This is a genomic window from Brachybacterium sp. AG952 (assembly GCF_004362645.1).
Taxonomy (GTDB): Bacteria; Actinomycetota; Actinomycetes; order Actinomycetales; family Dermabacteraceae; genus Brachybacterium; species Brachybacterium conglomeratum.
In genome coordinates, this window is record NZ_SNXV01000001.1 from 530,276 (window position 1) to 551,522 (window position 21,247).

The following is a 21,247-nucleotide window of genomic DNA, read 5'->3' on the forward strand; positions in this document are numbered from 1 at the left end:
CATGGGTCGTGGCGGTACCAGAAGTGGGCACCGGCCGACGGGCGGCACAAGAGGTGGGGCGACGGGCGGTCCAGCTGGCCAGCGTCCCGGCTGAGGAGCGGCGCGGCCGGTGCGCGACCCGGCCGATGCGCGGCCCAGCCGGTGCGTGGCCCCGCCGGCCGGCGGCTCGATCGGTGGCCGCCCCGGTCCGCGCGGCCCAGCCGGGCGGCCCGTCCGGCTCCAGCGGTTGACACGTCGGCCGCTCGGCCCTAGTTTGTTCGCAACGTGAACGTTTGAGGCTTCGAGGAGGAACCACCATGATCAGCTTCGGCACCGGCGGCTGGCGGGCCATCATCGGCGACGAGTTCACCCGCGAGAACGTGCGCTTGCTCGCGCAGGGCCTCGCCGATCGGATGCACGCCGAGGGCGTCGTCGAGCGCGGGCTCGTGATCAGCTACGACCGCCGCTTCCTCTCCGACGTCGCCGCGTGGTGGGCGATCGAGGTGCTCGCCGGCAACGGCGTGCCCGTCCGCGTGATCACCCGTCCCGTGCCCACGCCGATGTGCATGTGGACCGTGCGGCAGACCGGTGCGGCCTACGGCATCGCCGTCACCGCCTCCCACAACCCCGCCCTCTACAACGGGCTGAAGATCTTCACCGAGGGCGGGCGCGACGCCGAGCTCGAGGTCACCGACGAGCTCGCCGCCCACACCGCGACCCTCGACCCCGCGGACGTCCGCTCGCTGGCCCCGTACGAGGTGCGCGACTCGGAGCTCGTCACCCAGCAGTCCTCGATCAACTGGTATCTCGACGCGATCATCGAGCAGCTCGACCTCGAGGTGATCCGTCACGCGCACCTGAAGATCGTGCTGGACCCGATGTTCGGCGTCTCCCAGACCTCCCTGCAGACCGTGCTGATCAGCGCCCGCTGCGAGGTCGAGGTCATCAACGCCCGCCACGATCCGCTCTTCGGCGGGCGCATGCCCTCCCCGGCGGAGGGGTCGATGTCCCCGCTGCGCCAGGCCGTGCTCGAGCGAGGCGCCGACCTCGGCATCGCCACCGACGGCGACGCGGACCGGCTCGGCATCATCGACGACACCGGCGCCTACATCAGCCCCGACCAGGTGCTGGTGCTGCTGTACGAGTACCTGCTGACCGGAAAGGGCTGGACCGGCCCTGTCGTGCGGAACATGTCCACCACCCACCTGCTGGACCGGGTCGCCGAGGCGCACGGCCAGGAGTGCCACGAGGTGCCCGTCGGCTTCAAGTGGATCAGCGCGAAGATGGCCGAGACCGACGCCGTGATCGGCGGGGAGTCCTCCGGCGGCCTCACCGTGCGCGGCCACATCCCCGGCAAGGACGGCATCCAGGCCGCCGGGCTGCTGGTGGAGATGGTCGCCCGCGCCGGCAAGCCGCTCTCGGAGATCTACGCGGACATCGCCCGGCGCTACGGCTCCCTCGTGATGGAGGAGGCCGCCTACGAGTACACCCCCGAGCGGCGCGAGGAGCTGCAGCGGCGGATCTTCGAGGATCACGAGCTGCCCGCCTTCGACCGCGAGATCGAGCGGATCTCCTGGTCGGACGGCGGCAAGGTGTACTTCGCGGACGGCTCCTGGCTCACCATCCGCTTCTCCGGCACCGAGCCCGTGATCCGCGTGTTCTCCGAGGCGCAGACCGCCGAGGAGGCCCAGCGGCTCTCCCGCACCGTCGCCGAGCACTACCGTCTGGGGGCATGACGATGATCGACACCGCAGTGGTCCTGGCCCGGGGACTCGGCTCCCGCATGCGCAAGGAGGGCGCCGGCGACCTCACCCCGGAGCAGGCCGCGGCCGCCGCCTCCGGCCACAAGGCCCTGATGCCCATCGGCCCCCACCGCCTGATCGACTACTCCCTCTCGGCCCTGGCCGACGCCGGCATCCGTCGCGCCGTGCTCGTGGTCGCCCCGGAGCACGGGGAATTCGCCCGCCACGTCGAGCAGCTCGCGCCGCGCCGGCTCGAGATCGGCTTCGCCGTCCAGGCCGGGCCGCAGGGCACCGCCGACGCCGTCGCCTCCGCCCGCGACGCCGTGGGCGAGCGGCCCTTCGTGATGGTCAACGGCGACAACCTCTACCCCCGCGACGGGATCGCGTCCCTGCTCGAGCAGGAGCGCACCACCCTGCTCGGCTTCGAGCGGACCGCGCTCGTGGAGCACTCCAACATCGCCGCCGACCGGGTCGCGGCCTTCGCGATCGTCGAGCACGAGGACGGCGCGCTGCGGCGGATCCTCGAGAAGCCCACGACCGAGCAGCTCGCCGCCGCCGGCCCCGACGCACTGGTCAGCATGAACGCCTTCGCCTTCCAGCCGGAGATCTTCGAGGCCTGCGCCGCGATCGAGCCGTCCGAGCGCGGGGAGCTCGAGATCGTCGACGCCGTCCGCGCCCTGCCCGATGTGCGCGTGCTGCCCTTCGCGGGCGGGGTCCTGGACCTCTCGCGCCGCGACGACATCGACGAGGTCGAGCGCCGCCTGGCCGGCGTCGAGGTCGCCCTGTGAGCGGTGCGGCGCGCTGGACCATGCCCGGCCGCATCGAGGTGCTCGGCAAGCACACCGACTACGGCGGCGGCCGCGTGCTGGTCTGCGCCGTGGACCGCGGCGTCACCGTGCATGCCGAGCGGATCGACGGGCCGACGGGAACCCTCCGGGCGAGCACCGACGCCTACCCGGGCACGCTCCGCCTCGCCGCCGGCACCGCCCCGGACCTTCCCGCCGGGCACTGGGGCCGCTACGTCCACACCGTCATCGAGCGGCTGGGGGCGAACTTCGGTCCGCTGCCCGCCGCGCGGCTCACGATCACCTCGGACCTCCCGCCCGCCTCCGGCATGTCCAGCTCCTCCGCGCTGCTGACCGGCACCGCGCTCGCGCTCGCCGACCTCGCGGACCTGCCCGCCACCGAGGCCTGGACCTCCCAGATCCCCGACCGGGTGGCGCTGGCCGGCTACGCCGCCTCGATCGAGAACGGGAAGACCTTCGGGGCTCTCGCCGGACGGCCCGGCGTCGGCACCAGCGGCGGCTCGCTGGACCACACCGGCATACTCGCAGGCCACGACGGCATGATCTCCTACGCCGAGTTCGACCCGATGCAGATCCTCGACCAGGTCGCCCTGCCGGAGGGCTGGTCCTTCGTCGTTGCCGTCTCCGGCGTGCTCGCGGAGAAGACGGGCGCCGCCCAGGCTTCCTACAACCGCGGCCCCGCCCTGCTCGGGCAGATCCTCGCGCGCTGGAACCGGGAGACCGGACGGGCCGACGACTCGCTGCAGGGGGCGCTGCGCTCCCTGGTGGGGGAGGACCTCGCCGCTCCGCTCGCCGAGGACGAGTACCGCTGGGAGCCGCTGCGCCGCCTCGCCGCCGAGGGCGCCGAGCGGGACCGGCTGGACCAGTTCCTGCTCGAGTCCGCGGTGCTCGTGCCCCGCGCCCATCGCGCCCTGCGCGGCGGCGACCTCGACGCCTTCGCGGCCGCGGTCGACGTCTCCCAGCGGCTCGCCGAGACGCACCTCGGGAACCAGGTCCCCGAGACGATCGCCCTGGTCCGGCACGCGACCGCGCTCGGCGCCCGGGCCGCCTCCTCCTTCGGCGCCGGGTTCGGCGGGAGCGTCTGGGCGCTGGTCCCCACGGCCGACGCCGACGCCTTCGCCGCGGACTGGATGGACCGCTACCGCGCCGCGGGCACGGCTCCGGGCGGGGCCTCCGCGCTGGTCACCCGCCCCGGAGCTCCCGGCAGGCGGGTCGATCCGGTCGCGGGCTGAGCCGGGCTCGATGGGTCGGGCCGGGCGCCCGACGGGGCGCCGACGCAGAGGCTGCCCGAACGATGAGTGGACTCCGTGGTCGTGGCTGTGCGCGGAGAGCTCCGAGGTGCAGGAGCGGGATGAGGATCCTGGTCCTGACCCATTGCTACGCCCCCGAGTACGGGGCTCCCCAGCGCCGCTGGTCCGCGCTGGTCAGCCGCTTCATCGCGGCGGGTCATCGCGTCATGGTCGCCGCCCCCGTCCCGCACTATCCCTCCGGTCGCCCGACGGTCGAGCAGCGGCGTGACCACCGGGTCGGCGGAGCGGAGCACGGCGCGCACGGCGAGACCGTGCTGCGCACCGCCTACCTGCCGCATCGAGGCGACATCGGGACCCGCACCGCGGACCACCTGGTCGCTGCCCTCGATGCCCTGTGCCGTCTCCGTCGACGCTTCGGCCGCCCGGAGGACCGGCCGGAGGTCATCGTCGCGACCGCCCTGCGCAGCAGCGTCGTGGCGCTCGGCAAGCGGGTAGTGCACCGTCAGGTCACCGACTGGCAGACCGAGACGTATGCCGTGGTCACCACCACCTCCCGCCTCGCGACCGGCCGCCATGTCACCGCGCTTCTGGAGGGGGAGGCTGCGGACATCGTCCGCGATTCCGGGGCCGGGGACGTCCTGCCGCCCGAGGACGTGGCGGCGTTGGTGGAGCTGTGGCGCGGACTAGCCGCGGACCGCTCCCGCACCGCGGTGCGGGCGAGCGGGCGGGACTGGGTGAGCGAGCACGCCGATGACGACGGGCTCGCACGCACCTATCTGGAGATCCTGCGCGAGGTCGTCGCGGACTGATGCGGTCCGGTCAGCCCGCTCGTCGCGCCGCCGCGTAGGCGGGGCGCAGGACCTCCTCGCGCAGCGCCTCCCGCTGAGCCGCCGGGGCGAACCCGCTGTCGAGCGCGGTGAGCGCGACCTGCTCGAGCTCGTCGACGCCCCAGTCCAGCGCCTCCGCGACCAGCGCCGTCTCACGGGTGGTGCCGGTGCGGCTCATCAGCCGGTTGTCACTGCTGAGGGCGAGCGCGAAGCCGGCCCGGTGCAGGCGGCCGACGGGGTGCTCCGCGATCGTCCGGGCGATCCCGGTCTGCAGGTTCGAGCTGGGGCACACCTCCAGCACGATCCGCTCCCGGCGCACGCGCTCGGCGACCGGACCGAGGGCGTCGCCGCCGTCGGCATCGAGGTCCTCGACCAGGCGCACCCCGTGGCCGAGCCGCTCGGCGCCGGTCTCCAGCGCGTCGGCGATCGAGGCGGGGCCGTCGCCCTCCCCGGCGTGGATCGTGACGCGCAGCCCCTCGGCCCGGGCGCGGGCGAACTGCGCACCGAAGCGGGAGGCGGGGAAGCCGGCCTCGGGACCGGCGAGGTCCAGCCCCACCACTCCCGCGGAGCCGACGGGCGCCCCGGGGCGCGGGCCGTCGGCTCGCCGCGCGAGCGCGATCTCCACCAGGTCGTCGCCCGGCTCGAGATGGCGCAGGTAGCACAGCAGCTGACCGACCACGATCCGGCCGCCGCGGGCCTCGACCGCCGCGACGCCCTCGTCGAGCCCGTCCTGCACGGCCCGGACCGCCTCCTCGAGGGACAGCCCGCCGTCCGTGTGCTGGTGCGGCGCCCAGCGGGTCTCCGCGTACACGACCCCGTCGGCCGCCATGCCCTCCACGAACTCGCGCGCGACCCGGCGCAGGTGCGCCGCGGACTGCATGAGCGCGACGGTGCGCTCGAAGGTCGAGAGGTACTCGGGCAGCGAGCCGGAGTCCGCGGCGTCGTGGAACCAGTCGGCGACCTGCTGCTCGGTGACCTGCTGGGCGTCCGCGCCCGGCGGGTCGATCCCCAGCTCCCGGCACAGGTCGATCACGGTCGCGGGGCGCAGCCCGCCGTCGAGGTGGTCGTGCAGGACGACCTTGGGTAGGGAGCGGACGAGGTCACGGGGCAGCGGCATCCCCGCAGGATACGCGGCGCGAGGAGCGGGCCGGTCGGGCCCCTGTGGCGGCCCGGCCGGCCCTTCCCGTCGACCCCGGCGGATCCCCATCCAGAGGCCGGGTCGACGCACCGGTGCGGCCTCGCCCGTCAGGAGGCGGCGCCCTTGCGGTAGCCGCTCGCCACCAGATGATCGGCGAGGCCCTCGACGTCCGTGATCGTGACGGCGGCGCGGCGCAGATCGCCGACCAGCGCCTCCGCCGCCGGGGTGCGGACCGGCGGCGCGAGCGCGGCCTCGAGCGCGCGGTCCAGCGCTTCGCGGGCCGCGGGGTCCGGCTCGCCCGGCAGGCCGCTCTCCCGGGCGAAGACCTCCCAGGCCCGCTCCCGCATCTCGTCGGTCAGGCGGGTGCCCGCCTGTGAGGTGCGGCGGACCAGGGCGGAGAGGGTCCCGCCCTCGACCTCGAAGCCGCGGTCCACGACGGACCGCACCACATGGGTGGGGAAGGGACCGACGGTGACCTCCTCGGCGCCGCTGGTGCACGTGATCCACGTCGACTCGTCGCGGATGTAGATCGTCAGGGCGTCCCCGTCGACATCCGTCAGCTCGATGTTGCTCATGACTCTCCGCAGGTTCAGGGCCGGGCGGCCCCCGGTGGGCGCCCTGACCGTTCCACGCGCTGGCACCCGGTTCGTGACGCGTCTCGCCGGATTCGTGACCCACTGGTGACCTTCTGCACAAATAGGACATACTGGGGCAAGTCGCCCGTGGTCCTCGGTAAGGGCCGTCGGCGACGTCACCGGTGGAGCCGCACGTCGCGGCTCCGAGAAGGGAATGGCCGAATGATGACGGAGCCGGAGCCGGAGTCGGAGTCGGAGCCGGGTCCTCGCCGCCGCGGCGGCGCCTCCGAGGCGCTCTCCGAGGACGCCCTGCTCGACGCCGTGCGCGCAGGCGACACGGGCGTCTACGCGGAGCTGTACCACCGCCATCATCACGAGGCGCTGCGCCTGGCGCGGAGCCTCCCCGGCCATCACGACCCCGACGACGTCGCGCAGGAGGCGTTCTTGAAGATCCTCAAGTCGATCCTGCGAGGAGCGGGCCCGCGCCGCGGCTTCGCGCCCTATCTCATGAGGGTGGTGCGCAACGAGGCCGTGGACCGCGGCCGCCGCGCCCACGAGGACGCGGTCGAGGACCTCGAGCGCGCCGCGCCGGGCCGCCTCGTCTCCTCCGACGGCGTGGACGAGCTGCTGAACCGCCAGCTGGTCCGCACCGCCTTCGCCCGCCTGCCCGAGACCTGGCAGCGGATCCTGTGGCTGACGGAGGTCGAGGGGGAGACGCCCCGCGCCCTCGCCACGCAGCTGAATCGCAGCCCGAACGCCATCTCGCAGCTCTCGCGCCGGGCACGCGAGGGGCTGCGCGCCGCCTGGCTCGAGGCCCATCTCGACACCGCCGACGCGTCCCCGCTCTGCCGCAGCACCGCCCGGGATCTCGACGACCTCGACCGCGGCCGCCTCACGCCCGCCCGGGCCGCGGGCGTCGAGCGGCATCTCGCGGCCTGCCCGCGCTGCGCCGCCGCGCGCGAGGAGCTGCGCGGCCTCGCCGTGCAGATGCGCTCGGTGCTGCTGCCGGTGGTGCTCGGCTCGCCGCTGCTGCTCGAGCACCTCACCTCCGACGTGGCCGCCGTCGGCCCCGCGGCCGACGGGGCTCCCGCACCGCGCACCGCGCTGCGCGCCCTCGAGCCGGTCGGGGCCGGGGGCCGCGGTCCCGGCGCTCTCCGGTCCGCGGTCTCCGCCCACGCCGGGGCGCTCGCGACCGCCGGGGCCATCGCCGCCGTGGTCGTCGGCGGCATGGTGCTGCTGGACCCCTCGAGCGTGAGCGGCCCGGTGCTGGGCACCGCGGCGACCTGGATCGACGAGGACGAGCCCGAGGACGGCGAGGGGACCGCGGCCGGCCGGGCGCAGGACGACGCTGCGACGACCGGATCCCCGTCCAGCTCGGGCGGCACGGGGACGGCAGGGGCGACGCCCGCCACATCCGACGGCACCACCGCCCCGGTGCAGGTCCCCGCGGTCGACGAGGACCAGGCAGGCACCACGACGACCGCGAGCGGCACCGCCGACGAGGGCCCCGCCCTGCCCGACTCGCCGACCGGTCTCGCGCCGATCGGGGCGGGCCAGGAGACCGGCGCCCCGTCCGCGACGCAGGCCCCGGGAGGCGGCGCGACCGAGGAGGGCGCGGCGCCCGGATCTCCCACCGCTCCCGGCGGCGCCGAGGACGGCGCGACCGGCGGGACGACGCCCGAAGGCACCCCGACGGGCACCCCGGCGACGGACGGACCCTCGACGGGCACGCCCTCGGACGGTGACCCCTCGGACGGCGAGACCCCGGCGGACGGCTCCCCGTCGGGCGGCGGCACGTCGGACGACCCGGAGAAGGATCCGGCGACCCGCCCCACCCCGCCGGATCGCCCCGCGCAGGTCCCGCTGCCCGGCCTGCCCCGGCCCACCCTCCCGCCCGGGGACACGGACCCCGAGACCGTGGTCGGCGAGGGCGCCGCCGGCGGGCCCGGCGGCGGCACCTCGGCGGAGGGCACTCCCGTCCAGGACGGCTCCGGGGACGGCACCGGCGGCAGCGGCGGGCAGATCATCATCAGGCCGATGCCGCCGCAGCAGGGGACCGGTCCCGGGCCCATGCTGCCGCCGGCGTCCAAGGGGCCGGGAGTGCTGATACCGCTCCCGACCAAGCCCCCCAGTGACTCCCCGCCGTCCAGCGACGGCGGCGGGGAGACCGGCGGCGGTGAGGCGCGCGTGGAGGGCTGACCCGCGTCCGGCTCCGTCGGTCGGGCTCGTGCGCTGACTCCGGACCGGCCCGTGCGCAGAACCGGCCCGGGCTCGTGCGCTGACTCCGGACCGGCCCGTGCGCAGGACCGGTCCGGGCCGTGCGCAGGGCCGGTCCGGGCGCGCGGCGGACCTCAGCCGGCGAGGCGGACGGTGAACTCCGGCTCGGTGACCTCGCGGACGTCGTCCTCGGTGATGCCGGGGGCGAGCTGGGTGAGGACGAGTCCGTCGGCGGTGACGTCGAGGACGGCGAGCTCGGTGATGATGCGGTTGACGACGCCCACGCCGGTCAGCGGGAGCGTGCATTCGTGGACGATCTTGGGGGTGCCGTCCTTGGCGGCGTGCTGCATCATCACGATGACGCGGCGGGCGCCGGCGACGAGGTCCATCGCGCCGCCCATGCCCTTGACGAGCTTGCCGGGGATCTGCCAGTTGGCGATGTCGCCGGTGGCGGTGACCTGCATGGCGCCGAGGATCGCGGTGGCCATCTTCCCGCCGCGGATCATGCCGAAGCTGGTGGCGGAGTCGAAGATCGCGGCGCCTGGACGGAGGGTGATGGTCTGCTTGCCGGCGTTGATGAGGTCGGGGTCCTCCTCGCCCTCGTAGGGGAAGGGGCCCATGCCCATCACGCCGTTCTCGGACTGGAGGGTGATGTCCACGCCGCCCGGGAGGTTGTTGGCGACCAGGGTGGGCATGCCGATGCCGAGGTTGACGTAGTCGCCGTCGCGCAGCTCGGCCGCGGCGATCGCGGCCATCTCGTCACGGGTCCAGGCCATGTCAGGCCACCTCCTGCTTCTGGTCGGCCGCGTCGGGGCGGGGGCGGGTGGTGCGCTGCTCGATGTCCTTGGCGGCGGTGGAGCGCATCAGGTGGTGCACGAACACGCCGGGGGTGTGGATGTCGTCGGGGCCGATCTCGCCGGGGTCGACGAGGTGCTCGGCCTCGGCGAAGGTGGTGCGCCCGCACATCGCGGCGAGCGGGTTGAAGTTCCGGGCGGTGAGGCGGTAGCGGAGGTTGCCGTAGGTGTCGGCGGTGTGGGCGTGGACGAGGGCGATGTCGGCGTCGATGGCGCGTTCGAGGACGTAGTGGCGGCCGTCGAACTCGGCGACGGGCTTGCCCTCGGCGATGGGGGTGCCGTAGCCGGTGGCGGTGTAGAAGGCGGGGATGCCGGAGCCGCCGGCGCGCATCCGCTCGGCGAGGGTGCCCTGGGGGACGAACTCCACGTCGAGCTTCCCGTCGATGTACTGCTGCATGAAGTACTTGTTCTCGCCGACGTAGCTGGAGAGGACCTTGTCGATCTGGCCGTTCTCCAGCAGGATCCCCAGTCCCTTGCCGTCCACGCCGAGGTTGTTCGAGGCGACGGTGAGGCCGGTGACCCCGCTGTCGCGCACGATCTCGATGAGATCGCTGGGGATGCCGCACAGGCCGAATCCCCCGACCGCGATCGTCATCCCGTCGCGCAGCGTCTCGCCGAGCACGGCGGCGATGTCGTCCGAGACCTTGGACATCGATGTCCCTCCTGTCAGTCGGTGCGCCCGGTGCCGGGGTCGGCGACGGTGCCGACGGCGGGGCGGATCTGCCCCGAGCCTATGCGTCGGCGGGGCGGTGTCGCGGGGATCGCGCCGACGTCAACCGTCCCGATCGGGCCAGGGAGCCGGTGACGCGTCCGGTGCCTCCTCGCGGTCGTGCCCGGGAGCGGCCTCCCGCACCCCGGGGATCGGGGTCGTGCCGGAGAACTCGGACGCGAGGGCGTCGACGCCGTGTTGAGGATGCGCTCGGTCGAGCAGCTGCTGCCGCCGCTCCCGGGTCGCGTCGGGGTCCAGGCCCAGGACCCGGGCGCGATCGGAGGCGAGGCCAGGGTCGCCTTCGCCGTCGCGGTTGAACGACCACATCAGCATCGGGTCGCCCAGGGGGAGCGGATGCCCGCCTCCCGTGTCATGCCGTCCCGTGTGCCAGGTGTGCCAGGTCTTCCCGTACGAGTTCACCAGCTCGGCCATGAGCTGCTGCTCCGCGAACGCCGGCAGGCCCGGAGCGATGAGCTGACCGGAGAGGATCTCGTAGTTGTGCGGGTGCCAGTACCCGCGCTCCTCCTCGGGGAGGGTGTCGAACAGTGACTCCGAGACGATGTACTCGATGCCGATCAGATTCGCCTCGGAGGTGTTGCCGTCGAAGAGGACGCACTGGATGAGGTCGTCGTCGACGACCTTGCAGTAGTGATGGGCCTCCATCTGCATGTCCGGCGAGTCCTTCGCAGGATGGAAGCCGACGAGGTAGGCGTCGAACCCGCGCAGCGGGGCGGCGGACTGGAGGGCTTTGGCGCCGAGCTGGAGCGCGGCAAACTTCGGGCCCTTGGCGGTCCCCGGGGGACGCAGCGGTGGGGGCCGGTGAGGGATGCCGATGCCCAAGGGTCCTCCTCTCCTCAGCGGTACGGCTCGCCCTCGGCCTGGGAGGGGCGGCGGGAGCTCGGATCGTCGGGCTCGGCGCCCTCCTGGGCGGCGTCGGCCTCCTCGGCAACGCCGCTCGAGGGCCTCTCCTCGTCCTGCGCCTCCCCCTCCGCCTGGGAGGGCCGGGCCGGGTTCGGGTCGATGTGCTCGTGCTGGTTCTCGGTCATCGTGCTGACTCCTGTCGGTGTCGGTGTCGGTGTCGGTGTCGGGTGGTCGTGTCGGGCAGGGGTGGGGCGTTGTGGACGCGCGAGATCTGTTGCAGGCCCAGCAGCATCGCCCCCGAGTGGTGCCCGCTGGTGCTCAGCGCATCGACATCGGCAGTGAGGCAGAGGGGGGACGGTAGGGAACCGGTCGGCCCGACCTCCGTCGGGTCTCTCGGAGTCGTGCGCTGTATCGCACGCTACGCATGCACTCGGCCTCTGAGAAGGACACGGACCGATCGGATCGTGACCGGGTCGGACCGGACCAGGGAGGACCGGCGTGGATGGCGAGTGGGCGCAGCCGGTCATCGACCCCGGGAGTCGCGAGCGTCCGTGCAGGTGATCGTGGAGAACTGGCTGCGTCCGGACGGATATGCAGTAATCTGCCATCACGGCGTCACGACATCGATCGCGGTCGGCGCCTGCAGCCAGGTCGTCGGCTGCCGCCTCGGCCCCGCGGGACCACAGATGAGGAGAACGATGTCTGCACAAGGATTCACGGTCGACAGTCCGGATGCCGCGCCGCCGATCGCGAAAGGGTCGGGCGCCACGCCGTCGGCGAGACCGGCAGGTGAGGAATCCCCCGAAATCCGCACCGGTGCTCGAGGACGCCGCGAGGAGATCATCGACGGCGCAGCGGAGATGTTCGCGGACCACGGCTATCACGGCTCCAGCCTGCGCGAGATCTCGAAGCACATCGGTATCTCCCACTCCGGGATGCTGCACCATTTCGACTGCAAGACCGCGCTGCTCGACGGCGTGATCGACCGGCTCGAGGAGCACGCCCAGAGCGCACTCGACCGCGCTCCCGAGCTGCGCGCGAGCCGGCGTGCGCTGCTGCAGGGGCTGGTCGAGCTCTGGCACCCCGCTGCTCTTCCCATTCGTCTGCTCGCCACGCTGGATGCGGAGTCCGTCAGCGAGGACCACCCCGGTCGCTACCGGATGGCCAGGCTGCGGAAGGTGCACGAGCACATCCTGGAGGACTGCTTCACGAGCTTCGCTGAGCAGGGGCTCCTGCGTGCCGGATCGGATCCGGCTTTCGCCGGCCGCGCCCTGTTCGCCCAGGTGCTCAACCTCGCCGTCCGTGAGAAGACCGTGCAGCCGCTGCAGCACCGCTCCCACGACGATGCGCCGCTGAAGGACCTCGCCATGCAGGTGGACATCTTCTTTCTCGAGGAGCAGCTCTCGGTCGATTGACGGCGGTGTGCTCCTCGGCTGCCCTGCCCTCGCGGACGTGACTCAGCGGTCGTCCCGATAGTGGTCGGAGAGGGCGCTCTCGTCGGCGCCCAGAGCATCGAGGGCGGAGCCCAGCCCCGACGGCATGTCGAGGCGCACCACCTGGTGCACCGCACCGAACCGGCCGAGGCGCAGCAGAACGCTGCCCGCCGTCCGATCCACCTCGACAGCGAGGAGCTCGCCGGTGGCGTCCTGACCCACCAGGATCTCTCCCGCGTCGACCGAGTAGGGTTCGCCGGCACGCAGCTCGAGTTCATGCCTGCCGCATATCTCGTACTCGAAGCTCCCGGCGGAGTACCACGTCTGCGGTGGCGCCGTGCATCGACGGACCTCGCATCTGCGCGGGAAGATCTCGGAGTTGTGATGCTTGTGAAGTGTCATGAAGGCTTCCACTCTCCCCGGTCCAGAGGTGCGCGGACGTTCGGGAGGGTAGGCCTGCCTTCCGGCACGGGACGATGAGTGCCAGCGGTCAGCCCTTGTCGCGGTGCGGCAGGCCTCCCTGCTCCTCGAGCCCGAGCGCGATGCCGATGGCGAAGAAGGTCGGTGCCCACTCGCCGACGAACAGGCCCCACCGGTCGGCCTGTGCGCAGGAGTCCTCGGTCTTCATCGCCGACATCCCCCATGCGGACGAGGGAGAGGCCGATGGAGACGAGGCCGGCGGCGTACATGTGGTTCGCCATCACGCCCACCTCCTCGAGGAGGCGATGTTCGGAATCTCGGTTGGTGCGTACCACCCTGGCACGGTCGGGCCCCGACCAGAAGCGGCCGGACCGATCGTATGGATATCGAGCGTGCGGTCGACCATGACGTGGTGCCCGGTCCGGAACCGCATGCCGTCCGCGTCCCTCGGGCACCCGCAGGAGCCGTCCTACGCGCGGAAGTGGTTCTCGAGGTAGTCCGGGTCCAGGGACGAGACGAGCTCGACGGCGAGATCGCGGAGCTTGACGTTGCGGTGGTTGGAGGCGTCCTTGAGGATGCGCATCGCCTCGGCGTGGGTGCAGCGGTTCTGGCCCATGATGATCCCCGCCGCGAGGCTGATCGCCGTGTGGGAGCTCATCGCGGCGTGCAGGTCGTGCTCAGCCTCGCGATGCGAGGCCAGGCGGATGGCGAGACGCAGGGCGCCCGAGGCCCGGTCGACCTCCTGCTGGATGCTCGCGATCACGTCCGCCTCGAAATGGTGGGGCGCGGGGGAGTAGACGTTCAGGCCGGCCCAGGCATCGTCGTCCACCTCGAAAGGGACGCCGAGGATGGAGCGCACGCCCTGTTCCGCGGCCGCAGGGAGATAGTCCGGCCACCGCGTGTCCTCGCGCACGTCGCCCACCCTGATCACGGTGTCCTCCCGGATCGCCGTCATGCACGGCCCGTCGGTGAAGCTGTTCTGCAGCTCGTCGAGGGCTTGCGCCTCGAGCCCGGAGGCCGCGGCGGTGCTCGCCTTCCTCTTCCGCAGCAGAGTCACCGCGCACCACGCCGGGGCGTCGCCATCTGAGATCTCCCGAGCGAGCATCGCGGTGAAGTCCTCGAGGAACGCGGAGATGTCGTCGCTGTGCAGGAGAAGATCCTGGAGCTCCTGTCGATCCATCGCGACTACGTCATCGGTCATCTCGGCTCCGTTCTTGCCGTGCGGGTGATCGGTCGTGGCCCGGGACGACCGACGGTCTTGACATCAACGGTACAGTCGCGCGAGGAATACCCGCCCGGGGCGGCGCTGCAGGGGGAGCGAGAGGGTGCGCGAGCGGCCTGAGCGGGTTCGGCCGAGTGGTCAGCGCTCGCCGGACGATTCCTCTCTGCGGACAGTTCTCTCGGGGTGACCCGCACCGGATCGTGCACCACCGGCGCGCAGGACTCGCAGCGCCGAGCTGACCGCCGCGTGACGACGTCGCCAGATCCTGACTGTCGGCCTCTTCTACGCCCACTACGGGATCGGCTGAGTCCTCCGGGGCCCTGAGCACGCTGTGTCGGGAATCGGGCGAGGCGTTGCGGGATCGTCCGACCGATGTTCGCCGCGATTCATCCCGAGTCCATCTGCGGCGGTGACGGTGAGGGAGCACCCCTGCCCCCCGACCGGGAGTCCCCATGTCCAGCGCGCCCACCGCCGCCCCCGTCAGCCGTCGCCGCCTGCTCCAGCTCAGCGGCGCCTCCGCCGCCATGCTCGCGCTCGGCATCGACGCCCCCTCCGTCGAGGCCGCGCCGCCGCCGGGGACCGAGGGGATGTTCTCCCTCGGCGTCGCCTCCGGCGCCCCGCGACCCGACGGGGCCGTGCTGTGGACCCGTCTGGCCCCCGAGCCGCTGGCCGAGGACGGCCACGGCGGGATGCCGCTGAAGGAGGTGACGGTGCGCTGGGAGGTCGCGACCGACGAGGACTTCCGCGGCATCGTCGCCCATGGCAGGGCGCTCGCCCAGCCCGGCCTCGCCCACTCCGTGCACCCGCGCGTCGAGGGGCTCGAGCCCGGCACCGAGCACTTCTACCGCTTCCGGGCGGGTCGCGAGCTCAGCCCCGTCGGCCGCTTCCGCACCCTGCCCGGTGCGGGCGAGACCCCGGAGTCGTTCTCCTTCGGGCTCGTCTCCTGCCAGGCCTGGTACCACGGCCACTTCACCGCCCACCGCCACCTCGCGGCGGAGGAGGACCTCGATCTGGTCGTCTTCGTCGGCGACTACATCTACGAGTACGGCATCACGGAGACGAACCTGTGGCGCCAGGGAGCCGAGGTGGGCGAGGCGCACCGGGTCGAGATCGAGACGCTCGAGCAGTACCGCCTGCGCTACGCCCTGTTCAAGTCCGATCCGCATCTGCAGGCCGTCCACGCCCGCGCCGCGGCGGTCGCCGTGTGGGACGACCACGAGGTGCAGAACAACTACACCGGCCCCCTCTCCGACACCGGCATCGACGAGGAGGACTTCGCCCACCGGATCGCGGTCGCCTATCGCGCGTTCTACGAGAACATGCCGCTGGACGTCGCCGCGCTGCCCGAGGGCCCGGACACCGACATCACCGCCGGCTTCGACGTCGGCGCCCTCGCCCGCTTCTCCCTTCTGGACTCCCGCCAGTTCCGCGACGCGGAACCGGCCGATGCCGCCGAGCAGCAGCGCGAGGACCGCACCATCCTCGGCACCGCTCAGGAGGAGTGGGTCGGCGAACGGCTCGCGAGCTCGGAGGCGACCTGGAACGTGCTCGCCAACGGGGTGGTGCTGGTCCCGATCACCGAGGACCGCACCGACATGTGGGACGGCTACCCGGCGGCCCGTCGGCGTCTGCTCGCCCAGATGGCCCAGGCGCAGAACCCGGTGATGCTCACCGGCGACATCCACAAGCACGTCGCCGCCGAGATCCCCGCCGACCCCGACGACCCGGGCGAGGAGCGGCTGGGCGTGGAGCTGGTGTGCACCTCGGTCGCCTCCGACGGCGACGGCGCGAAGACCGACAGCGCCACCGAGGACTGGATCCAGCACGACTACGTGCAGCTCTACGACGGCCGACGCGGCTACGTCCACGTGCGCCTCACCCCCGAGGAGATGGTCTCCAGCTTCCACATCGTGGAGTGGATCGAGTCCGACGACACCGCCCCGAAGCAGCTCACCGCCCGCTTCACCACCCCCGCGGGCGAGCCCCGCCTCATCCCGGCCTGAGCCGGACGAAGGAGCACCGCCATGAGCCCGCGCCCCGCCGTCGTCACCGGCCTCGCCGCCGAGCCCGCCCTCGTCGCGATCTCCCTGTCCTGGGACTCGCTCGGCTTCGACCCGCTGATCGACCACTACCGCGTCTACGGCCTCGCCGGCGAGACGGCCCCCGACACGGCCGACGAGTCCGCGCTGCTGGCCAAGACCGTCTATCCCCGCTTCCGGCATACCGGCCTCGACGTGGCCGGTGAGACCTGGACCTACGCGGTCCTCGCCGTCACCGACGCGGGGGAGCGGGGCGAGGCCTCCTCCCCGGTCACCGCCGACTCCGAGCCCTCGGTCACCGCGACCGGGACGCCGGTCGCGACCATCGGCGACTTCGACGGCCGCACCCTCGAGCACCTCCTCGCCCCCGCCTCCTACGCGCAGATCCCCGAGCGGTTCCCCGATGCGCTGATCGAGTACACGGACGGCACCGACGCACCGGGCGAGGCCTGGCCCTACCTGCTGCCCGGGCCGGGCGACGCCTGGGCGGGGAACAGGGCCTACCGCGCCCGCTGGACCGTGACGCTCGAGGGTGCGCTGAGCGAGGACCACGACCTGGCCCTCTGGCTCGTGGACACCACCCGCCTCGGCGGCGTGCTGCGCATCGCGGCGAACGGCGAGCACGTCACCGATCTCGAGCTGCCGATCGGCGCGACCCGCGGCTCCCGCGAAGGCGACGCGACCGTGCCCGGCACCCCGCTGCGCCGCGCCCTGCTCGAGCTGCCCGTCCCGGCCGCCGTGCTCCAGGCGGGACAGAACGTGATCGAGCTCGAGCTCGCCGAGGGCGGCTGGGTGGCCTGGGATGCGCTGGGGCTGTTCGCGCGGCGGTGAGACCGGGCGGGGCGTCGTCCGCGGCGGCACCGCTGCCGAGCGCCCGGCCCCGCTCACCGCAGCATGATCAGCTGGCGCAGCCAGGGCACGTGCCCGCCCAGCAGGGCGACCGCTCCGTCGGCCAGCACGGCGAGGCCGGCCAGGACGAGCACGGCCGCCAGCACCGTCTGCAGCATGCGACGGCGCGGCGAGAAGATCTCGAGCACCCGCGCCACGATCTGCTCGTGGCGGCCGACGGCGGCGGCGACGATCACCGTCGCCAGCGGCAGCTGGTAGACGACGTTCCACACCACCAGCAGCGCGATCCGCAGCGTGAGGTGCTGCTCCTGGGACGCCATCCCCACGGCGATCGTGAACGACGGATCGGCCAGCGCGGTCCCGGCGAAGGCCACCCCGCCGAGGACCAGCGGGACGGTGGCCAGGCGCTTCGGCGCGGCCCTCTCCTCGAGCGGCCCGTGCGGTCCGGGCGGCTGCGACGCGGCGCGGAACTGGTGGGCGCTGAACCCGATCAGCGCCAGGCCCACCGCCGCCTCGACCGCGCCGATCGCGTCGTTCGATTCCAGCACGGGATGCAGCCAGCGTCCCAGCAGGGTCAGCAGCGGGTGCAGCACCAGCGTCGCCGCCACCACGACCGCGACGTAGCCGGCGGAGAAGGCCAGCAGGTGCCGCATCGTGCCGCCGCGCAGCAGCATCCCCATCGCGAGCACCCCGCCGAGCACGTCCATCGTCACCACGGCGAGGCCGAGGAAGGCGAGGAGGCCGGCGAAGGTCATGGGGGGAAGGCTATGTCGCAGCGGGATCCGGGACGAGACGGCGACCTGCAGGAGCGGGGTGGGGCTAGCCCGGGGTGTCGCGGCGACAGCGGCGGCAGGGCACCCTCGACGCCCGGTTCCTCCTCGAGTGGCTCTCCCGGGCCGGCCGGTTCGGTGGGGCCGTAACGGTTGCACCAGATCCGCAGGGTCTCCTCACCGACGCCGAGCTGTGGCGCGACGGCACGGATCGATGCTGCGCGGGGGCCGCCTTCGCGGGCGTGACGGTCGTAGACCATGCGCACGGCACGGTCACGCAGCTCTGGACTGAACTTCTTGGGCATGCTCCGATTCTCCTTGCTGAGACTCGGAACGAAACCCAGGACGCTTCAATCACCGATGTTGCGAGCACGCACGCAACCGCGAGCAAGACCGCGGTCCGGCGTGAAGCGGGGTGCACCGCCAGCTGCCCGCCTGCGAAAACACCGCCGAGGATCAGCAACGGAGCAATGGCATAGGCGAGGCCCGATTTCGCGCCGCCGCCACCCCAGAGCGAGGATAGAAGACCCCAGGTAGCCAACGCGAGGGCAAGGAGTATTAGAGACGTCATCGGGGCGATAGCAGAGCTCCGATCGCGGATGTCGACGTCACTCATTAATGGACACACCCTCGTCCCGGATCGAGCCCTCCTCGCCGCGGGCCATCGGCGCGACTCGGCACATACCCTCCGCCACCCCGCTCTTGACGCTACGGGCCACTCACCTGTCGCGGAAGAACGTCTTCTGCTCTCGTCTCTCAGTTCAAAGACACTGCCAGATCCGTCTCCGCTGACTCGATCACGGCCTCCACGGTCCGCACTGTATGCAGTCCCTCGCGCATCGTGACGATATTGGAGGGATCACCGAGGACCGCGTCACGGAACGCCGCATGCTCTGTCGCTAGTGGCTCTGCGCGTCGCAGGGAGTAGGTGATCGAATCCCCCTCGCTCACTCCGCGGAAGGACGCCATCGAGTCCCACAGATTCGTGGTGCTCTCACCGTTGGCGTGGAAAGTGAGGTCTACGTTCAGAGTGTCGCCCACGAGGGCGCCGTTCTCCCCGGTCACCACGGTGACCCGTTCCTTGAAGGGGGTCAGCCAGTTCACGAGGTGGTTCGTGATGGTCCCGTCCTCGAGGCGGCCGGCGACGGAGACCATATCCTCGTCCTTCCGGCCGGAACGACGGGTCGAGGTCGCGGCGACCTGGGCGTACTTCGACTGAGCGACCCAGGCCGTGAGGTCGAGGTCGTGGGTCGCGAGGTCCTTGACCACGCCCACGTCCGCGATCCGTGCGGGGAAGCCACCCTGGCGGCGGGTGACAATCTGATAGATCTCCCCCAGCTGGCCATCGGCGATGCGCCGACGCATCTCCTGCAGCGCAGGGTTGTATCGCTCGATGTAGCCCACCGCTCCGACCAGGCCGGCCTTCTCGTACGCGGCAGTGATCTCCTCGGCCTCACCGATGTCGAAGGCGAGCGGCTTCTCGACCAGGGTGTGCACCCCGGCCCCGGCGAGGGAGAGCGCCACGTCGCGGTGGAACTGGGTGGGAACCGCCACGACCGCATAGTCGATGCCCGCCGCGATGAGCGCGTCGACGTCGGGCAGCACCTCGAGACCCGGGGCGGCGCCATGGGGATCGCCCTGGGCGTCGGCGACGGCCACGAGCTCCACTCCCTCGAGGGCGCGGAGATTACGGGCGTGATGGCGTCCCATCATTCCCAGGCCGATCAGTCCAGCGCGGAGGGTCTTCGTCATGATCATGCTCCTGCCTTCGCGACGGTGTTCACGGCCTCGACGATCCGCTCACGGTCCTGCTCCGAGATCGAGGGGTGCACCGGCAGCGACAGCACCTCGCGGGCGAGCAGCTCGGTGACGGGGAGATCCAGATCGATCTGGAAGGTCTCCAGCCGGTGCACAGGGGTCGGGTAGTACACGCCGCAGCCCACCCTGTGCTCCTCGCGCAGCGCCGTCGCGAAGGCGTCGCGCTCCGTGGCGGTGGCGCCCTCGATGCGGATCGTGTACTGGTGATAGACGTGGGTCGCACCCTCGCGCACGACCGGGGACAGGACGCCCTCGAAGTGCTGGTCGAAGAACGCGGCGTTCTCCTGCCGGGTCGCGGTCCAGCCGGCGAGCTTGCCGAGCTGGACCCGGCCGATCGCGGCGTGGATGTCGGTCATGCGGTTGTTGTAGCCGGCGACCTCGTTCGCGTACTGCTTCTCCATGCCCTGGTTGCGCAGCAGCCGCACCTGTCGGGCGGTCTCGCTCGTCGCGCAGCCGACCATGCCGCCCTCCCCCGAGGTCATGTTCTTCGTGGGGTACAGCGAGTACATGACGGCATCGCCGAAGGTGCCCACCTGAGCGCCGTTCCAGGTCGCGCCGTGCGCCTGCGCGGCGTCCTCGAAGATCCACAGACCGTGGTGCTGTGCGATCTCGAGGAGTGCATCCATCGGGGCAGGGTGGCCGTAGAGGTGCACAGGCTGGATGCCGACGGTCCGCTCGGTGATCGCGGCCTCGACCGCCGCGGGGTCCACGGTGAAGGTCTCGGGATCGACGTCCACGAACACCGGCACCCCACCGGAGACGGCCACCGAGTTCGCGGTCGCCGCGAAGGTGAAGGAAGGGACGATGACCTCGTCACCGGGCTTCAACCCCAGCGCCAGCATCCCCAGATGCTGGCCGGAGGTGCCCGAGTTCACCGCCACGACATCGCGTCCGCCCACCAGTGCGGCCGAGAACTCCTGCTCGAAGGCGGCGACCTCGGGGCCCTGCGCGACCATCCCGGAAGCGAGCACACGATCCACCGCCTCGCGCTCCTCGGTGCCGATGATCGGCTTCGCCGGGGGGATGAAGCCCAGTTCAGTGCTCATGCGGTGGGTCCGTCCTGTTCGTCGTGGAGGTCTGCGGTGGCGGGCGCTGCCGGTTGCGCGTCGGCGGCCGGCGGCCCGGGGGCGAGGCGGAGCCCGCCCGTGATCTCATCGGGGACGTACCGCTCCCCGGTGGCGGGGCACGTCCAGGCATCCGTGCCGTCGGAGGCGGGCACCAGCTTCTCGCCGGACCTGCCCACCCAGCCCAGACGGCGTGCAGGGACACCAGCGACGAGGGCGTGCGGCGGCACGTCCTTCACCACCGTCGCCCCTGCCGCGACCATCGCCCAGGCACCAATCGTCACGGGCGCGACACAGACCGCTCGGGCACCGATCGAGGAACCCGTCTCACAGGTGACGCCCACGGCCTCCCAGTCCGACGCAGACTTCGGGGTGAGGTCCGGATTCACGGCACGAGGAAAATGATCATTAGTGAATACTGCCGCGGGCCCTACGAACACGCCGTCCGCGAGCTTCGCAGGCTCGTACACGAGGGCATAGTTCTGAACCTTGCAGCCATCGCCCATCTCCACACCGGAGCCGATGTAGGCACCACGGCCCACGATGCATCCGTCACCGAGCCGGGCACCCTCCCGCACCTGCGCGAGATGCCAGATCGCACTGCCGTCCCCGATGGTCGCGTCGTCCGAGATATCCGCCCCCAGGGCGACACGATAAGAAGGAGTGTTAGTCAT

Annotated in this window: 21 protein-coding genes; 8 read left to right on the forward strand and 13 right to left on the reverse strand. The window is 72.2% G+C overall.

Annotation, left to right across the window (positions count from 1 at the left end; genetic code table 11):
• The first annotated feature begins 296 nt into the window (after nt 1-296).
• From DEU31_RS02320 to DEU31_RS02335, 4 genes are all read left to right on the forward strand, one after another.
• Nucleotides 297-1,715: a phosphoglucomutase/phosphomannomutase family protein gene (locus DEU31_RS02320; protein WP_010549368.1), complete on the forward strand. Its 1,419-nt coding sequence runs from the start codon at nt 297-299 to the stop codon at nt 1,713-1,715.
• Entirely contained in the window at nt 1,712-2,509 is a 798-nt protein-coding gene (locus tag DEU31_RS02325) for a sugar phosphate nucleotidyltransferase (RefSeq protein ID WP_166649347.1), read from the forward strand. Before DEU31_RS02320 ends, DEU31_RS02325 begins: the two co-directional genes overlap by 4 nt.
• The gene (locus DEU31_RS02330) at nt 2,506-3,759 is read left to right on the forward strand and encodes a galactokinase family protein (protein ID WP_208109949.1); all 1,254 of its coding nucleotides are present in this window, start codon (nt 2,506-2,508) and stop codon (nt 3,757-3,759) included. The genes DEU31_RS02325 and DEU31_RS02330 overlap by 4 nt, the downstream gene beginning before the upstream one ends.
• Before the next feature lie 119 nt (nt 3,760-3,878).
• A complete protein-coding gene (locus tag DEU31_RS02335; RefSeq protein ID WP_010549371.1) occupies nt 3,879-4,586 on the forward strand; it encodes a glycosyl transferase in 708 nt (235 codons plus the stop codon).
• A 10-nt stretch (nt 4,587-4,596) separates the two neighbouring features.
• Here the strand turns inward: DEU31_RS02335 and DEU31_RS02340 are convergent, their stop codons facing one another.
• Together DEU31_RS02340 and DEU31_RS02345 are read right to left on the reverse strand one after the other, a co-directional pair.
• The gene (locus DEU31_RS02340; protein ID WP_133675504.1) at nt 4,597-5,721 is read right to left on the reverse strand and encodes an adenosine deaminase; all 1,125 of its coding nucleotides are present in this window, start codon (nt 5,719-5,721) and stop codon (nt 4,597-4,599) included.
• A 128-nt stretch (nt 5,722-5,849) separates the two neighbouring features.
• Complete coding sequence (locus tag DEU31_RS02345) at nt 5,850-6,317, reverse strand: hypothetical protein (RefSeq protein WP_010549373.1); 468 nt, start codon at nt 6,315-6,317, stop codon at nt 5,850-5,852.
• A 222-nt stretch (nt 6,318-6,539) separates the two neighbouring features.
• On the opposite strand from DEU31_RS02345, the gene DEU31_RS02350 reads away from it, so the two are divergent.
• A complete protein-coding gene (locus tag DEU31_RS02350) occupies nt 6,540-8,516 on the forward strand; it encodes a sigma-70 family RNA polymerase sigma factor (RefSeq protein ID WP_166649348.1) in 1,977 nt (658 codons plus the stop codon).
• Nucleotides 8,517-8,668: 152 nt separating this feature from the next.
• Here DEU31_RS02350 and DEU31_RS02355 read toward each other — a convergent pair whose 3' ends face one another.
• The 4 genes from DEU31_RS02355 to DEU31_RS02370 all read right to left on the reverse strand — a co-directional run bounded on the left by DEU31_RS02355 (nt 8,669) and on the right by DEU31_RS02370 (nt 11,143).
• The gene (locus DEU31_RS02355) at nt 8,669-9,310 is read right to left on the reverse strand and encodes a CoA transferase subunit B (protein WP_126986875.1); all 642 of its coding nucleotides are present in this window, start codon (nt 9,308-9,310) and stop codon (nt 8,669-8,671) included.
• A 1-nt stretch (nt 9,311) separates the two neighbouring features.
• Complete coding sequence (locus DEU31_RS02360; RefSeq protein ID WP_133675510.1) at nt 9,312-10,040, reverse strand: CoA transferase subunit A; 729 nt, start codon at nt 10,038-10,040, stop codon at nt 9,312-9,314.
• A gap of 120 nt (nt 10,041-10,160) precedes the next feature.
• Nucleotides 10,161-10,937, reverse strand: coding sequence for an OBAP family protein (locus DEU31_RS02365; RefSeq protein ID WP_133675512.1), 777 nt, complete (start codon nt 10,935-10,937; stop codon nt 10,161-10,163).
• A gap of 14 nt (nt 10,938-10,951) precedes the next feature.
• Entirely contained in the window at nt 10,952-11,143 is a 192-nt protein-coding gene (locus tag DEU31_RS02370; RefSeq protein ID WP_010549378.1) for a hypothetical protein, read from the reverse strand.
• Between the two features lie 378 nt (nt 11,144-11,521).
• Here DEU31_RS02370 and DEU31_RS02375 point away from each other — a divergent pair, with 378 nt between their 5' ends.
• Nucleotides 11,522-12,373 carry a TetR/AcrR family transcriptional regulator gene (locus DEU31_RS02375; RefSeq protein WP_243733679.1) on the forward strand — a complete coding sequence of 284 codons (852 nt, stop codon included), beginning with the start codon at nt 11,522-11,524 and terminating at the stop codon, nt 12,371-12,373.
• Between the two features lie 42 nt (nt 12,374-12,415).
• On the opposite strand, the gene DEU31_RS02380 is transcribed toward DEU31_RS02375, so the two are convergent.
• The 3 genes from DEU31_RS02380 to DEU31_RS02390 all read right to left on the reverse strand — a co-directional run bounded on the left by DEU31_RS02380 (nt 12,416) and on the right by DEU31_RS02390 (nt 14,012).
• Entirely contained in the window at nt 12,416-12,805 is a 390-nt protein-coding gene (locus DEU31_RS02380; RefSeq protein ID WP_010549380.1) for a hypothetical protein, read from the reverse strand.
• Between the two features lie 76 nt (nt 12,806-12,881).
• Nucleotides 12,882-13,019, reverse strand: a complete 138-nt coding sequence (locus tag DEU31_RS02385; protein WP_010549381.1) for a hypothetical protein — start codon at nt 13,017-13,019, stop codon at nt 12,882-12,884.
• Between the two features lie 261 nt (nt 13,020-13,280).
• Entirely contained in the window at nt 13,281-14,012 is a 732-nt protein-coding gene (locus DEU31_RS02390) for a GAF and ANTAR domain-containing protein (RefSeq protein ID WP_010549382.1), read from the reverse strand.
• 473 nt (nt 14,013-14,485) lie between these two features.
• Between DEU31_RS02390 and DEU31_RS02395 the strand changes: the two genes are divergently transcribed.
• The gene (locus tag DEU31_RS02395) at nt 14,486-16,036 is read left to right on the forward strand and encodes an alkaline phosphatase D family protein (protein ID WP_133675513.1); all 1,551 of its coding nucleotides are present in this window, start codon (nt 14,486-14,488) and stop codon (nt 16,034-16,036) included.
• A gap of 21 nt (nt 16,037-16,057) precedes the next feature.
• Nucleotides 16,058-16,903, forward strand: coding sequence for a polysaccharide lyase family protein (locus tag DEU31_RS02400; RefSeq protein WP_133675515.1), 846 nt, complete (start codon nt 16,058-16,060; stop codon nt 16,901-16,903).
• A 53-nt stretch (nt 16,904-16,956) separates the two neighbouring features.
• Here DEU31_RS02400 and DEU31_RS02405 read toward each other — a convergent pair whose 3' ends face one another.
• The 4 genes from DEU31_RS02405 to DEU31_RS02420 form a co-directional block, all read right to left on the reverse strand.
• Nucleotides 16,957-17,676, reverse strand: coding sequence for a GAP family protein (locus DEU31_RS02405; RefSeq protein ID WP_133675517.1), 720 nt, complete (start codon nt 17,674-17,676; stop codon nt 16,957-16,959).
• A gap of 771 nt (nt 17,677-18,447) precedes the next feature.
• A complete protein-coding gene (locus DEU31_RS02410) occupies nt 18,448-19,443 on the reverse strand; it encodes a Gfo/Idh/MocA family oxidoreductase (RefSeq protein ID WP_166649349.1) in 996 nt (331 codons plus the stop codon).
• A 2-nt stretch (nt 19,444-19,445) separates the two neighbouring features.
• Nucleotides 19,446-20,555 (reverse strand): DegT/DnrJ/EryC1/StrS family aminotransferase, encoded by a 1,110-nt coding sequence (locus tag DEU31_RS02415; RefSeq protein ID WP_133675519.1) that lies wholly within the window; start codon nt 20,553-20,555, stop codon nt 19,446-19,448.
• A complete protein-coding gene (locus DEU31_RS02420) occupies nt 20,552-21,247 on the reverse strand; it encodes an acyltransferase (RefSeq protein ID WP_133675521.1) in 696 nt (231 codons plus the stop codon). The genes DEU31_RS02415 and DEU31_RS02420 overlap by 4 nt, the downstream gene beginning before the upstream one ends.

Bases quoted from the DNA above. Each gene is read 5' to 3' on its own strand.
- DEU31_RS02325 (WP_166649347.1), top strand. From the start codon at position 1,712: ATGACGATGATCGACACCGCAGTGGTCCTGGCCCGGGGACTCGGCTCC.
- DEU31_RS02420 (WP_133675521.1), bottom strand. From the start codon at position 21,247: ATGACTAACACTCCTTCTTATCGTGTCGCCCTGGGGGCGGATATCTCG.
- DEU31_RS02415 (WP_133675519.1), bottom strand. From the start codon at position 20,555: ATGAGCACTGAACTGGGCTTCATCCCCCCGGCGAAGCCGATCATCGGC.
- DEU31_RS02400 (WP_133675515.1), top strand. From the start codon at position 16,058: ATGAGCCCGCGCCCCGCCGTCGTCACCGGCCTCGCCGCCGAGCCCGCC.
- DEU31_RS02360 (WP_133675510.1), bottom strand. From the start codon at position 10,040: ATGTCCAAGGTCTCGGACGACATCGCCGCCGTGCTCGGCGAGACGCTG.
- DEU31_RS02410 (WP_166649349.1), bottom strand. From the start codon at position 19,443: ATGACGAAGACCCTCCGCGCTGGACTGATCGGCCTGGGAATGATGGGA.
- DEU31_RS02390 (WP_010549382.1), bottom strand. From the start codon at position 14,012: ATGACCGATGACGTAGTCGCGATGGATCGACAGGAGCTCCAGGATCTT.
- DEU31_RS02385 (WP_010549381.1), bottom strand. From the start codon at position 13,019: ATGAAGACCGAGGACTCCTGCGCACAGGCCGACCGGTGGGGCCTGTTC.
- DEU31_RS02355 (WP_126986875.1), bottom strand. From the start codon at position 9,310: ATGGCCTGGACCCGTGACGAGATGGCCGCGATCGCCGCGGCCGAGCTG.
- DEU31_RS02340 (WP_133675504.1), bottom strand. From the start codon at position 5,721: ATGCCGCTGCCCCGTGACCTCGTCCGCTCCCTACCCAAGGTCGTCCTG.
- DEU31_RS02320 (WP_010549368.1), top strand. From the start codon at position 297: ATGATCAGCTTCGGCACCGGCGGCTGGCGGGCCATCATCGGCGACGAG.
- DEU31_RS02345 (WP_010549373.1), bottom strand. From the start codon at position 6,317: ATGAGCAACATCGAGCTGACGGATGTCGACGGGGACGCCCTGACGATC.
- DEU31_RS02405 (WP_133675517.1), bottom strand. From the start codon at position 17,676: ATGACCTTCGCCGGCCTCCTCGCCTTCCTCGGCCTCGCCGTGGTGACG.
- DEU31_RS02350 (WP_166649348.1), top strand. From the start codon at position 6,540: ATGATGACGGAGCCGGAGCCGGAGTCGGAGTCGGAGCCGGGTCCTCGC.
- DEU31_RS02395 (WP_133675513.1), top strand. From the start codon at position 14,486: ATGTCCAGCGCGCCCACCGCCGCCCCCGTCAGCCGTCGCCGCCTGCTC.
- DEU31_RS02370 (WP_010549378.1), bottom strand. From the start codon at position 11,143: ATGACCGAGAACCAGCACGAGCACATCGACCCGAACCCGGCCCGGCCC.
- DEU31_RS02335 (WP_010549371.1), top strand. From the start codon at position 3,879: ATGAGGATCCTGGTCCTGACCCATTGCTACGCCCCCGAGTACGGGGCT.